Here is a 12,649-nt window from a genome sequence, read left to right as displayed (position 1 = left end):
ACACATTGGCGATCTTGTCTACGTCCACGATGATGAAGACGCGCTTCAGGTCGTCCTCGGTCCGGTTCATCAGACGCGAGGACAGGGTCTCGATCTGCGGCGCATAGTCCATCGGCCCCTGACAGGAGTTCTGACAGAAGCCCGGAATGCGCACCGCGATCTGGCCGGTTTCTGTGACCGGGACGCTGACATGCCACCAGCGAACGGGGCTGTCGGAGGTCTCGAAGGCCGCAAGCGCTGCGTCGCCCCGATCCATGCCGGCGCCGCCGACCTGGAACAGGCGCGGGCGCGAGGCCACGAACTGGGGCGTGAAGGCCTTGGCGTCGGTGGTGGCGACGATCAGGATGCTGGGCTCACAGCCCGGCGCACCGACCTTCAGGTCCAGGTCGCGGGCGGTGTCGGACACGCGGTCGACGATGAACTGGGCCGCGTCATTTTGCAGATTGGCCACCCCCGCGCAGATGCCGTTGCGCCAGCGGGCCAAGCCTCGACGCCGCGACGGGGCACCGACCTCGCGCACGAACCGCTCGGTGGTGTCCTCAAGTCGGCTGCCCTCGACGACGATGTCTTCCAGATCGACGGGTGCCGTCGCGGGATCGACCGGTGGTGCCGGAACCGTCTGGGGCAGGGGAGCGGCGAACAACGACGCCGCGAGAGCCAGGGCCAGCATGAATGATCCCTCCGGTCGAAAATACTGATGACGACGCTACGCGATAACGCGGTTTTCGACAACTATCGGTGGCGCACAAACGTCGCCGTCTAATCGCGGTCGAAGGTCCGCACCGTCGGGCTCGCCGACGGTGTCCGGGGCCGGGCCCAGTCACCGAGCCGGTCGGCCAGGTCGATATAGGCGTCGGCCTGTCGGCGCAGGTCGTCCGACAGCATCGGCGGCTGGCTTTTCAGCGTCGAGACGACGGTGACCCGCACCCCCCTGGCCTGCACCGCCTGGACCAGCCGGCGGAAGTCGCCGTCGCCCGAGAACAGCACGACATGATCCAGACGCGGGGCCAGTTCCAGCATGTCCACCGCAATCTCGATGTCCATGTTTCCCTTGATCCGGCTGTGCCCCTGAAGGTCGGTGAACCGCCTGGCCGGCTTGGTCACGACCGAAAAGCCGTTGTAGCCCAGCCAGTCCACCAGAGGCCGTATCGGAGAGAACTCTTCGCCCTCGACCACGGCCGTGTAATAATGGGCCCGAATGAGGACGGCCTGATCGCGGAACGATGCGAGCAGCCTGGCGAAGTCGAGATCGACGTTCAGCCCCCTGGCCGCCGAATAGAGATTGGCCCCGTCGATGAACAGGGCGATGCGCTCGTGCGGAAGAAACGTCATGGACACCGCCGTGAATGAAGCTGCAGACCTTGCCGTCATCGACGAGCCCGGCGTGGCGCTTGATCTGGATCAGGCCGTCATCATCGCTCTGGGCTGCAATGACAAGGGGGTGTGGGCCTCCTGCACCGAGGCGCTGGAGGCGGCGCTGGCGCGGTTCCGCTCCGAGGGAATCGACGTCGTCGCCCGGTCGTCCTGGTGGCGGTCCCAGGCCTGGCCCGACCCGACCGACCCGCCCTTCCTGAATGGCGTCGTCATAGTCCGCACCGCCCATGACCCCCACGCCCTGATGCAGACCCTCGGCCGGATCGAGGACGCCTTCGGCCGTCAACGCTCCACCCGCAACGCCCCGCGCACCCTCGATCTGGACCTGATCGCCTACGGCCGCGAACAGGGCGACTGCGCCGGCCTGATCCTGCCACACCCGCGTGCGGCGGAACGGCTGTTCGTCATGGGGCCGCTGGCGGAAATCGCACCGGAGTGGGTGCATCCGGCGGGGGGAGCGGCTGCCCAGCTCATGAAAGATGCCGTCGTCGGAAGCGACGCGCGTCCGCTGGTGTAGTGGGACCGCCCCAAATCCGCCCCTGTGGCGTTGCACAAATCAGTGCATATCTGTATGGGGCGCGGTTCTCCCGCCGACAATCGTCCCGACACCGAAGGATTCCCATGGCTCGCGTCACCGTCGAAGACTGCATCCAGAAGGTTCCGAACCGTTTCGGACTGGTCCTGCTGGCCGGCAACCGCGCCCGCGCGATCGCCAACGGCGCGCCCCTGACCCTGGATCGCGACAACGACAAGAACCCCGTCGTGGCCCTGCGCGAGATCGCCGACGAAACCGTGATCCCCGCCGACCTGCTGGAGACCGTCGTGGTCGCCCTGCAACGCGTCGACGAGCGTACCGAAGCCGAGGACGAGGCGGAAATCGTCGGTCTGCTGGCCGAGCCTCAGCACATGAACATGGCCGAGCAGGAGTTGATCCGCGCCCTGCAGAGCGACCGGGACGGCGGGCAGGAGGAACGCTACTGACGGCGGAACCCGCCAACGGTATCACCATCCTCCCGGCGCGGGTCGCCAAGTCCCCGCCGCCGCAGAACGTCGCCAACAACAACGATCCCGTTTCGCCGCCCGCAGAGCCCCTGCCGGCGGCGAAACGCATTCCGGTCCTGCGCCAGTTCGAGCTGATCGAGGCGGTCAAGGCCTATGATCCAACCGCCGACGAGGCCCTGCTCAACAAGGCCTATGTCTATGCGATGAAGATGCACGGCTCGCAGCTGCGGGCCTCGGGCGATCCCTATTTCGCCCACCCGATCCAGGTCGCGGGCATCCTGACCGACTACAAGCTCGACACCGCCACCATCGTCACGGCCCTTCTGCACGATGTGGTCGAGGACACCTCGGCGACGCGCGACGACATCGCGGCCATGTTCGGCGAGGAGATCGCTGTCCTGGTCGAGGGCGTGACCAAGCTGTCCCGTCTCGAACTTCAGGCAGAACACACCCGCCAGGCCGAGAACCTGCGCAAATTCATCCTGGCCATCTCCAAGGACGTCCGCGTCCTGCTGGTGAAGCTGGCCGACCGTCTGCACAACATGCGGACGCTGAAGTACGTCAAGCCCGAGAAACGCGAGCGCATCAGCCGCGAAACGCTCGAGGTCTATGCGCCCCTGGGTCGCTCCATCGGCATCCACTCGATCGCGTCCGAGCTCGAGGAACTCGCTTTCGAGCACCTGAACCCCACCGCCCGCACCGCCATCGAGCGGCGGCTGGAGGCGCTGAAGCTTGAACACGGCCGCGCCACCGAGGTCGTGGCCCACGAGGTGGAACAGGTCCTGTCCGAGGCCGGTATCGTGGCTCGCGTCTTCGGCCGCCAGAAGACCCCCTATTCGATCTGGAGGAAGCTTCAGCGAAAGACGGTCGGCTTCTCGTCCCTGTCCGACATTTACGGGTTCCGGGTGATCGTGCCGTTCGAGGACGACTGCTACCGCGCGCTGGGCGTCATCCACCGCGCCTGGCCGATGGTGCCCGAGCGGTTCAAGGACTTCATCTCGACGCCCAAGTCGAACAACTATCGATCCCTGCACACCACGGTCGTCGGCCCGGGCGGTCTGCGCATCGAGATGCAGATCCGCACCGAGACGATGGACCGGATCGCCGAGGACGGGGTCGCCGCCCACTGGGCCTACAAGAACCAGTCCTATGGCCTGGACAAGGAAGCCATGGCGGCCGAGGGCGGTCGCGACCCGCTCCAGAACCTGCGCCACCTGGTTCAGGTCGTGGAGCACGGCGAGGGCGGCGAGGACTGGGTCGAGCACGCCAAGCTGGAGATGTACCTGGATCAGGTCTTCGTCTTCACGCCCAAGGGTCGGCTGATCACCCTTCCGCGCGGGGGCATGGCGCTGGACTTTGCCTATGCCGTCCACACCGAGGTCGGCGACACGGCCGTGGGCGTCAAGATCAACGGCGAGCTCAAGCCGATGCGCACGGCCCTCCAGAACGGCGACGTGGTCGAGGTGATCCGGGGCTCGAAGCGCGAGGCACCGGCCGACTGGCGCAGCCTGACCGTGACCGGCCGCGCCCGGTCCGCCATCCGCAGGCACATCCGGGGTGCCGAGCGCGAGGAGTTCCTGCGCCTGGGCCGAGCCTCCCTGGATCAGACGGTCACCAAGGCCGGCAAGGCGCTGGAACAGGTGTCGCTGAAACCTGTGCTGGAAGTCCTCGCCGTCGCGACCGAGGCCGACCTGTTCGAGGCCATCGGACGTGGCCGGATCTCGCCGGTCAAGGTCGCCGAACTGTTGTTCCCAGCCCTGATGGGGAAGATCAAGCCGGCCCAGCAGAGGAAGCCCATCCAGGACGCCCGCGCCCGCCTGTTCGTGCGCGGCGGCGGACTTACGCCCGGCGTCAGCGTCCATTTCGGCGCCTGTTGTACGCCGCTTCCCGGCGACCGCATCGTCGGCATCCTGGAGCCGAACAAGGGCCTGACCGTCCACACCATCGATTGCCAGCAACTGGCCGAATATGCCGACGACGACACCGTCTGGCAGGACCTGCAATGGACCCCCCAGGCCGAACAGAGTGCCCTGGGCATAGCGCGGCTGAAGGCGACGGTGCGCAACGGCGTCGGTGTGCTTGGCCAGGTCACGACCCTGATCGGCGACGCCGGTGGCAACATCCGCAACCTGAATCTCTCGCACCGACACCAGGACTTCTTCGACCTGAATTTCGACGTCGAGGTCGAGGACGCCAAACACGCCACCATGATCATGGCCGCCCTGCGCACTAATCCGTCCGTGGACACGGTCGAGCGGCTGAAGGGCTGAGTTGGCGGCAAGGCCCAGCTTGTGGTAGTGTCATTGAATGATCCACGTCGATCTCAATAAAGAACTCGAGGCCCACATCCGGGCGGTTTCGGCGACGACGGACAAGCCGCTTGAGGACCACGTCACAGCCGCCCTCATTCGATACTTCGAGGATCTGGAAGACGTCATGCTTTCGGAGAAGCGTCTAGCCGAGTTTGAAGCCGGCGAAGAAAAGTCCATTTCTCTTGATGACGTGTTGGCCGAGTTTGGCTTGGCGCGTTGAATTCCTGCCGAGTGCGCGACGCGACCTAGAAAAGCTGAGTCCGGAGGTTCGAGGCCGGATCGCGGACTTTCTGAGGGAGCGAATCGCAACGGATTTGAGTCCACGCCGGGTGGGGGAACCGTTGACCGGGCGCCAGTACAAGGGTCAGTGGCGGTATCGGGTCGGCGACTATCGTTTAGTTGTTCGTCTGAAAGACGAGGTTCTGCTGGTCACTGTAATCAAGGTTGGCCACCGCAGCGCCGTCTATCGCTGACGGCTTGCCCCACGGCTCCGCTGGGCTTAGGTCGCGGGTTATGAACACCGAAGACGTCCTGAACGAGTTCCGCGCCGCGGGTGCCCTGCGCGAGGGGCATTTCGTGTTGTCTTCGGGCCTGCACAGTCCGGTCTTCCTGCAGAAGAACCTGGTCTTCATGCACGCCGACCGCTGCGCGCGGCTGTGCAAGGCCCTGGCCGAGAAGATCACCGCCACCGTCGGGCCGGTCGATGTCGCCATTTCCCCGGCTGTCGGCGGCATCATTCCCGGATACGAGACCGCCCGCTGGCTGGGCGTCGCCTCACTCTATGTCGAGCGGGAAGGGGGCGTGTTCAAGCTGCGTCGCGGCTTCCAGATCGAGCCGGGCCAGAAGGTGGTGATGGTCGAGGATATCGTCACCACGGGCCTGAGCTCGCGCGAATGCATCGCGGCGATCAAGGAGGCCGGGGGGGACGTGGTCGCCGCCGCCTGTATCGTCGACCGCTCCGGCGGCCGGGCCGACGTCGGCGTGCCCCTGATCGCGCTGGCGACCCTGGACGTGCCCGCATACCCGGCAGATAGCCTGCCGCCCGAACTGGCCGCCATCCCGGTGCAGGATCCGGGCAGCCGTCGGATCGCGAAATAGAATACCGCGCGTCCGGCGCACGCCGGGACCCGGTGCTTTCCTGAGGCACAGTGTCCCGAGGGGCACCGGATCGGGCAAAGGGGTTGACCGGAAACGTCGATCGCCCAAATCACTGGGTCCCGGCTTTCGCCGGGATGAGCGGAGTTCAGGGTGGCACATCCCATACGCCTCGGCGTCAACATCGATCACGTCGCGACCGTGCGGAATGCGCGCGGCGGGGTGCATCCCGATCCGGTCTGGGCGGCGGAAGAGGCCATTGGGGCCGGGGCTGACGGGATCACCGCCCATTTGCGCGAAGATCGCCGCCACATCACCGACGGCGATATCGAGCGGCTGATGGTCGTATGCCGCAAGTTCGACACGCCGTTGAACCTGGAGATGGCCGTCACCGACGAGATGCTGGCCATCGCCTTGCGTCACCGGCCCCACGCCGCCTGTCTGGTGCCCGAGCGGCGCGAGGAGGTGACGACCGAGGGCGGCTTGGCCGTCGCCGGTCACGAGACCCGGATCCGGCCGGTGGTCGCGGCTCTGGTCGAGGCGGGCATCCGGGTCAGCCTTTTCATCGAGCCGACGCTGGCCCAGGTCGAGGCGGCCCATGCCGTGGGGGCCCAGGTCGTCGAGTTTCACACCGGGCGCTACTGTCACGGCGACGAGGACGCACGGCAGGTCGAACTGGCCCGATTGCAGGCCGCCGCAGCCCGCGCTTCCGCCCTTGGCCTCGAGGTTCATGCCGGCCACGGGCTGGATTACGAAACGGCCGCGCACATGTTGGCGATCCCCGAGATCCGCGAGCTGAACATCGGCCATTTCCTGATCGGAGAGGCCATCTTCGTCGGTCTGGCCGCCGCCATCTGGCGAATGCGGGAGGCCATGGACGAAGCCGTCAATGGCCCGGAGGAGGGCGAGCCGATCGTGATCGACCTGTGATCATCGGCGTCGGTGCCGACCTGTGCGACATCCGCCGCATCCAGACCTCGCTCGACCGGTTCGGCGACCGCTTCAAGGCGCGCTGCTTCACCGACATCGAGCGCACTCGCTCTGACCGCAAGCCCGACGCGGCCTGGAGTTACGCCAAACGGTTCGCGGCCAAGGAGGCCTGCGCCAAGGCGTTGGGTACCGGCATGCGCCGCGACGTCTACTGGAAGGACATGGGGGTGGTGAACCTGAAGAGCGGCCAGCCGACCCTGGCCCTGACCGGCCATGCGGCCGAACACCTGGCCCGCCTGACGCCGCAGGGCCATCGCCCGCACATCCACCTGACGCTCAGCGACGAACACCCGTACGCACTCGCCTTCGTGGTGATCGAGGCCTTGCCGCTGTCGTAATCAGGCTATAGGTGCGACGACCGACAATGCTGCCGATTGGCGGCCGGGGACAGGCCTTTCCGACGATGAGCGAAGACCACAAGCCGCACGCGCCCGACGACGCGCCGCAGCCCGTTGCGCCGGACGGCCATGGGGTCATGCCCGCGCACGTCGAAGCCACGCCCGAAACTGCGTCCTCCGCTCCAGAACGGAACGTGTCGGCGGAAGCTCCGGTCGAAACGTCCGCCGACGTTGAACCACCCGCGCCGGTCGTGTCGGCCGACACCGTCAGCCTGGAACCGCAGGACGATCCCGCCCCCGTCGCCCCCGTTCCCGTCACCCCTGTGGTCGCGGCGGCAGCGACCGCCGCCGTCACCGCCGACGCCAAGCGACCGATCTGGAGCGATCAGGGCGATGCCCCCTTCGACGACGGCGACGAGTCGCTGACGCTGCGCGACAAGCCGATCAAGACCAAGAACATCAAGGGCCCCAAGCCCGTCCGCCCCGAACCTACCGCGGGGTCCGAGACGCTGGAGATCGTCAAGACGATCGTCTTCGCCCTGCTGATCGCCTTCGTTCTGCGGGTCCTGCTGTTCCAGCCCTTCACCATTCCTTCGGCCTCGATGGAGCCGAACCTGTACGAGGGCGACTACATCATCGTGTCCAAATGGTCGTACGGCTATTCGAAATTCTCGAGCGGCCTGCCGATCAACCTGCCCGTGGGCGAGGGCCGCATCTTCGGCTCGGCCCCCGCGCGCGGCGACATCGTGGTGTTCAAACTGCCGCGCGATGACCGGACCGACTACATCAAGCGGGTAATCGGCCTGCCTGGCGACCAGATCCAGATGATCGCCAACAAGCTCTACATCAACGGTGTCGCCGTCCAGGACGTGGTGATCGGCGAGTCCGAAGCCGCCGACGTGTTCGGCCCGCGCTCGGTCGTTCGTGCCCGCGAGACCCTGCCCGGCGGCAAGAGCTTCAATACCCAGGACTTCGGTCCCGGCGGCGATCTGGACGACACCGGCGTCTACACCGTCCCCGCCGGCTATTACTTCATGATGGGCGACAACCGCGACAACTCGATCGACAGCCGGGTCGAGCAATCGGCGGGCGTCGGCTTCGTCCCGGCCCAGAACCTGGTCGGCAAGGCCCAGATCATCGCCTTCTCGTGGGAACCGGGCGCATCGCTGCTGAACCCGGTCAGCTGGTTCACGAAGATCCGGCCCAGCCGCTTCTTCAACGTCCTCCACTGATGGCAAACGCCAGGGCACAGGCGGTGGCCGAGCTGGTCCGCCGTCTGGGCCATGCGTTCAAGGACGCTCGTCTGCTCGACCGGGCCCTGACCCACTCCAGCGTGGGGGAGGGCGTCGCCCCCCAGACCTCCAGCGCCCCGCGCGACAACGAGCGGCTCGAGTTCCTGGGCGACCGGGTGCTGGGCCTGCTCGTCGCCGAACGGCTGCACAACGACTTTCCCGAGGCCGACGAGGGCCAGCTGTCGTCGCGCCTGCACGCCTTGGTCGACAAACACGCCTGCGGCCGCGTGGGTGCCGCCCTGGGGATCGGCGAGGCCGTGCGTCTGTCGCCGGGCGAGACCAAGTCCGGCGGTCGCCGCAAGGAAGGCGTCATCGCCGACGCGGTCGAAGCCGTTCTGGCCGCAGTCTATCTGGACGGTGGCATCGACGCGGCGCGCAATGTGTTCGAGATCGCCTGGGCCGAGGAACTGGCCAAGCCGCCGGAACGGTCCCTGACCAATCCCAAGTCGGCGCTCCAGGAATGGTCGCAGGGGCAGGGGCGGCCGCTGCCCACCTATGAAATCGCGAACCGCACCGGTTCGGACCATGCCCCGACCTTCACCGTCGCGGTGACCGTCGAGGGGCTAGAACCCTTGACCGCCCAGGGACGTTCGCGTCAGGACGCGGAAAAGGCCGCCGCCATGGCGATGCTCAAGAGAGAAGGCGTGATTTGACCGACATGACCCACAGCCCGAACCCGGCGCGAAAGGCCGGCTTCGCCGCCATCATCGGCGCGCCGAACGCCGGCAAGTCCACCCTGGTCAACCGGCTGACGGGATCCAAGGTCTCGATCGTCACGCAGAAGGTCCAGACCACCCGCTTCCCCGTGCGCGGCATCGCCATCCATGGCGACGCCCAGATCGTACTGGTCGACACCCCCGGCATCTTCACCCCGCGCCGCCGCCTCGACCGGGCCATGGTCGCCTCGGCCTGGGGCGGGGCGCATGACGCGGACGTGGTGGTCCATCTGATCGACGCCGCCTCGCACATCGCCTCCGAGGGCAAGGAGGGCACCGCCGCCGACCGCCGCTCGGCCGAGGACACCGAGACCATCATCGAGAACCTGAAGGGCTCCGGCACCCAGGTCATCCTGGCGCTCAACAAGATCGACGGCATGCGCCGCGACACCCTGCTGGCCCTGTCGCATTCCCTGTTCGAGACCGGCGTCTACTCGGAGGTCTATATGATCTCGGCCGCGACCGGCGACGGGGTCGACGACCTGAAGGCGCGGCTGGCCCTGTCGATGCCGGCCAGCGAATGGCTGTACCCCGAGGACCAGTCGGCCGATGTGCCGATCCGCGTCCTGGCCGCCGAGATCACCCGCGAGAAACTGTATCTGCGCGTCCACGAGGAACTGCCCTATTCGGCCGCCGTCGAGACCACGGCCTTCGACGAAAAGGCCGACGGCTCAGCCCGCATCGAACAGACCATCTATGTCGAGCGCGAGAGCCAGCGCCCGATCATCCTGGGCAAGGGCGGCCAGACCCTGAAATGGATCGGCCAGAAGTCGCGCGAGGAGCTGATCGAGCTGCTGGATCGCCCGATCCACCTGTTCATCACCGTCAAGGTCGATCCCAAATGGCAGGACAGCCGGGCCCTCTATGCCCAGTTCGGCCTGGAGTACGACGTCTAGTTCCGGTTCGCCTGTGTTTCATGTTCCCAAACATGCCGGTGGGCACCCCCGGCTGGTGATGGCCGGTCTGGCCGTCGTGGCGGTCGCCGTCCTCGGAGTCGCGGGCTGGGCGGCGGTGCGGACCGCGGCCCCGACCCCGGCCTATGTCGAACGGCCCGAGGTGGTGGCGCGTCCGCCCGTCGTTCTGGTCGAGAACCTGCCGCAGCTGGCCGCCAGCCTGACGGCCCATCGCCGGTTCATGGGCGGCGTGCTGGTGGCGCGCGGCGATCAGGTCCTGTTCCGGCGCGTCCAGGGGCCGGCCGATGTCGCGGCGGGACGACCGCTGGACCTCGATACGCCGTTCCGCCTGGCCTCCGTGTCCAAACAGTTCACCGCCGCCGCCATCCTGACGCTTCAGGACCAGGGCAAGCTGAGCGTCGACGATCCGGTCTGCAGATGGATCCAGCCTTGCCCGGCCGCCTGGTCGGCCATCCGGATCCGTCACCTGCTGTCGCACACCTCGGGCATTCCCGACCTGATGGCGCGGCCAGCGTGGGGGCTGAAGCGGGTGACGCCGACGACCCTCGAGCAACTGACCGAGGATTCCAAACTCTACGGCCTGCAGTTCGAGCCGGGGACCAAGGTCCGCTACGACAACGCAGGCTTCAACCTGGCCGCGGCCATCGTGGAAAAGGCCAGCGGCATGCCGTTCGAGCGGTATCTGCGGACGGTGCTGTTCCAGCCTCTGGGGCTGGATCATACGGGACTGGGAGACACCCCTGGCGTCGCGGTCGGCTACGCCAACTTCCCGCAAGGCCTGGCCGCCCAGACCCAGCCGAACGTCAGCGTCGTGACCGGGGCGGGCGCCCTGTATTCGACGCTCGACGACATGCTGGCGTGGGAGCGGGCCCTGCATGGCGGGCGGGTGCTGAGCCGCGCCAGCTATGAGCAGATGATCGCCGACCACGCCCCCGCCGACACGCCCGAGGAACGCGGAAGGCCGCGTCGGGACTGGGGCTACGGCATCTTCACGAACCGACTGGGGCGACAGGTCACGCCGTCGTTCGAGGCGCTCCAGATCTATCACACCGGCAGCTGGTCGGGGTTCCGCAACCTGGTGCTCTATCAGCCGGACGAGCAGATCACCGTGATCGTCCTGTCGAACAACTATCACCAGCGCGACGAAGTCTTCCTGCTGGCCCAGCAGGCGATGGCCGAGGCGCTGGGCAAGCCGTTCCCGACGACGCTTGATCGTTAGAGGCTGGCGAGCCCGCCGGGCAGCAGGGTCGCGCGGCCCGCGAGGCTGAGTTCCAGCAGGGCGCCGGCCACATGGGCGACGGGGGCTCCGCAGGCGCGGGCCAGTTCGTCGCGCGGCGTCGGCGTCGGCGACAACAGGGCGGCGACCCGTTCGATCAGGGCGCCGTCCACCTCGTCCGGCATGGCGCCGAAGGCGTCGCCGGGCGGCTCGCGCAGGGTCCGCAGGGTCTCCAGACCGCGCCGCACGTCCTCGACCCCCTCGCAGAGAATGGCCCCCTGACGCAGGAGTTCGTTGGGGCCTTTGGATCGCGGATCAAGCGGGGAGCCGGGTACGGCGAAGACATCGCGCCCCTGTTCGCCGGCCAGCCGCGCGGTGATCAGGGAGCCTGACCTCAGTTCGGCCTCGACCACGATCACGCCGCGGGACAGGCCCGAGATGATCCGGTTGCGGCGTGGGAAGTCCCGCGCCTGGGCCCGCGCGCCCATCGGGTTTTCGGAGACGATGCAGCCTTGCTCCACGATCTGGTCGTAGAGGCCGGCGTTGTCGGACGGATAGACGTCGTCCACCCCGCCGCCCAGCACCGCGACCGTACCCGTCGGAAGCGATCCGGCATGGGCCGCCGCGTCGATGCCGCGCGCGAGGCCGGAGACGACGACGAAGCCGTCCTGACCCAGGGCCTGGGCCAGGCCTCGCGCGATCCGCTGTCCGCCTGCGGAGGCTATCCGGGCGCCGACCATCGCGATGGTCTCGCCCGCCAGCAGGTGAACATCGCCGCGCGTCCACAACACAGGCGGCGGCGGATCGACGGCGGCGAGGCGAGGGGGATAGGCGGCGTCGCCCAGGACGACCAGTGTCGCACGGCGCGCCTGACCCGCGGCCAGTTCGGCCTCGATCCTTTCGACGGGCGGCAGGTCGTAGCCCCCGGCCCCGGCGCGTCTCGCCAGATCGGGCAGGGCCTCCAGCGCGCGGACGGCGGTCCCGAACCGGTCCAGCAATTGTCGAAACGAGACCGGGCCGACCCTGTCCGTGCGCGCGAGGCGGAGCCGCGCGAACCGCTCCGCCTCGTCGAGGGGACCGGTGGGGGCGCTCACGCCTTCTTGGCGCCGATGCGGGGTTCGGCGCCCTTGAGCAGCCGGCCGATGTTCTCGTGGTGCCGCACATAGATCAGGACGGCGGTGAACAGGGCCAGGGCCGCGATCGGCGACGGCGCGGGCAGGCCCAGCAACGGGACGGGCAGGATGGCCAGGACCGGGGCGCAGGCCGCCGATACCAGGGCCGCCAGGGACGAATACCGAAGACCGAACGCGACCAGCAGCCAGATCGCCGCCGCGAGCAGTCCCAGCGGCCAGTGGGCGGCCAGCAGAAGGCCGTAGAAGGTCGCCACCCCTTTGCCGCCC

The 12,649-nt window shown here is 67.7% G+C and carries 16 protein-coding genes; 12 read left to right on the top strand and 4 right to left on the bottom strand.

Annotated features, from left to right (window positions below; all coding sequences use genetic code 11):
* Together ACILQR_RS12170 and ACILQR_RS12165 are read right to left on the bottom strand one after the other, a co-directional pair.
* Positions 1–670: hypothetical protein (locus tag ACILQR_RS12170; RefSeq protein ID WP_395651672.1), on the bottom strand; the 670-nt coding region annotated here is incomplete at its 3' end.
* 89 nt (positions 671–759) lie between these two features.
* A complete protein-coding gene (locus ACILQR_RS12165) occupies positions 760–1,332 on the bottom strand; it encodes an NYN domain-containing protein (RefSeq protein ID WP_395651671.1) in 573 nt (190 codons plus the stop codon).
* Between ACILQR_RS12165 and folK the strand changes: the two genes are divergently transcribed.
* From folK to ACILQR_RS12105, 12 genes are all read left to right on the top strand, one after another.
* Positions 1,331–1,891 (top strand): 2-amino-4-hydroxy-6-hydroxymethyldihydropteridine diphosphokinase, encoded by a 561-nt coding sequence (folK, locus tag ACILQR_RS12160; protein ID WP_395651670.1) that lies wholly within the window; start codon positions 1,331–1,333, stop codon positions 1,889–1,891. The genes ACILQR_RS12165 and folK overlap by 2 nt on opposite strands.
* A 104-nt stretch (positions 1,892–1,995) precedes the next feature.
* Positions 1,996–2,355: a DNA-directed RNA polymerase subunit omega gene (gene rpoZ, locus ACILQR_RS12155; RefSeq protein WP_271143923.1), complete on the top strand. Its 360-nt coding sequence runs from the start codon at positions 1,996–1,998 to the stop codon at positions 2,353–2,355.
* A 224-nt stretch (positions 2,356–2,579) separates the two neighbouring features.
* On the top strand, positions 2,580–4,646 hold the full coding sequence (locus tag ACILQR_RS12150) for a RelA/SpoT family protein (RefSeq protein ID WP_395651669.1): 2,067 nt from the start codon (positions 2,580–2,582) through the stop codon (positions 4,644–4,646).
* Between the two features lie 37 nt (positions 4,647–4,683).
* Positions 4,684–4,908: a hypothetical protein gene (locus ACILQR_RS12145; protein WP_395651668.1), complete on the top strand. Its 225-nt coding sequence runs from the start codon at positions 4,684–4,686 to the stop codon at positions 4,906–4,908.
* Positions 4,874–5,161: a type II toxin-antitoxin system RelE/ParE family toxin gene (locus ACILQR_RS12140; RefSeq protein ID WP_395651675.1), complete on the top strand. Its 288-nt coding sequence runs from the start codon at positions 4,874–4,876 to the stop codon at positions 5,159–5,161. Before ACILQR_RS12145 ends, ACILQR_RS12140 begins: the two co-directional genes overlap by 35 nt.
* Positions 5,162–5,201: 40 nt before the next feature.
* Positions 5,202–5,786 carry an orotate phosphoribosyltransferase gene (pyrE, locus tag ACILQR_RS12135; RefSeq protein ID WP_395651667.1) on the top strand — a complete coding sequence of 195 codons (585 nt, stop codon included), beginning with the start codon at positions 5,202–5,204 and terminating at the stop codon, positions 5,784–5,786.
* Positions 5,787–5,936: 150 nt separating this feature from the next.
* Positions 5,937–6,713, top strand: coding sequence for a pyridoxine 5'-phosphate synthase (locus ACILQR_RS12130; protein ID WP_395651666.1), 777 nt, complete (start codon positions 5,937–5,939; stop codon positions 6,711–6,713).
* Positions 6,710–7,111 (top strand): holo-ACP synthase, encoded by a 402-nt coding sequence (gene acpS / locus ACILQR_RS12125; protein WP_395651665.1) that lies wholly within the window; start codon positions 6,710–6,712, stop codon positions 7,109–7,111. Before ACILQR_RS12130 ends, acpS begins: the two co-directional genes overlap by 4 nt.
* A 458-nt stretch (positions 7,112–7,569) precedes the next feature.
* Positions 7,570–8,343, top strand: a complete 774-nt coding sequence (gene lepB, locus ACILQR_RS12120; protein ID WP_395651674.1) for a signal peptidase I — start codon at positions 7,570–7,572, stop codon at positions 8,341–8,343.
* The gene (gene rnc, locus ACILQR_RS12115) at positions 8,343–9,056 is read left to right on the top strand and encodes a ribonuclease III (protein ID WP_395651664.1); all 714 of its coding nucleotides are present in this window, start codon (positions 8,343–8,345) and stop codon (positions 9,054–9,056) included. Before lepB ends, rnc begins: the two co-directional genes overlap by 1 nt.
* Positions 9,057–9,061: 5 nt before the next feature.
* Positions 9,062–10,015, top strand: a complete 954-nt coding sequence (gene era / locus ACILQR_RS12110) for a GTPase Era (protein ID WP_395651673.1) — start codon at positions 9,062–9,064, stop codon at positions 10,013–10,015.
* Positions 10,016–10,073: 58 nt separating this feature from the next.
* On the top strand, positions 10,074–11,252 hold the full coding sequence (locus ACILQR_RS12105; RefSeq protein ID WP_395651663.1) for a serine hydrolase domain-containing protein: 1,179 nt from the start codon (positions 10,074–10,076) through the stop codon (positions 11,250–11,252).
* Here ACILQR_RS12105 and dprA read toward each other — a convergent pair.
* The gene (gene dprA, locus ACILQR_RS12100) at positions 11,249–12,343 is read right to left on the bottom strand and encodes a DNA-processing protein DprA (protein WP_395651662.1); all 1,095 of its coding nucleotides are present in this window, start codon (positions 12,341–12,343) and stop codon (positions 11,249–11,251) included. The two genes, ACILQR_RS12105 and dprA, sit on opposite strands and share 4 nt — an antisense overlap.
* On the bottom strand, positions 12,340–12,649 hold a 310-nt coding region (locus tag ACILQR_RS12095), incomplete at its 5' end, for a glycerol-3-phosphate acyltransferase (RefSeq protein ID WP_395651661.1). The genes dprA and ACILQR_RS12095, both read right to left, overlap by 4 nt.

Origin of the sequence: Brevundimonas sp., from assembly GCF_044239655.1 — a bacterium.
Lineage (GTDB): Bacteria > Pseudomonadota > Alphaproteobacteria > Caulobacterales > Caulobacteraceae > Brevundimonas.
Note: the sequence above shows the minus strand (reverse complement) of the source record. Positions and strands in the feature narration are given on the sequence as shown.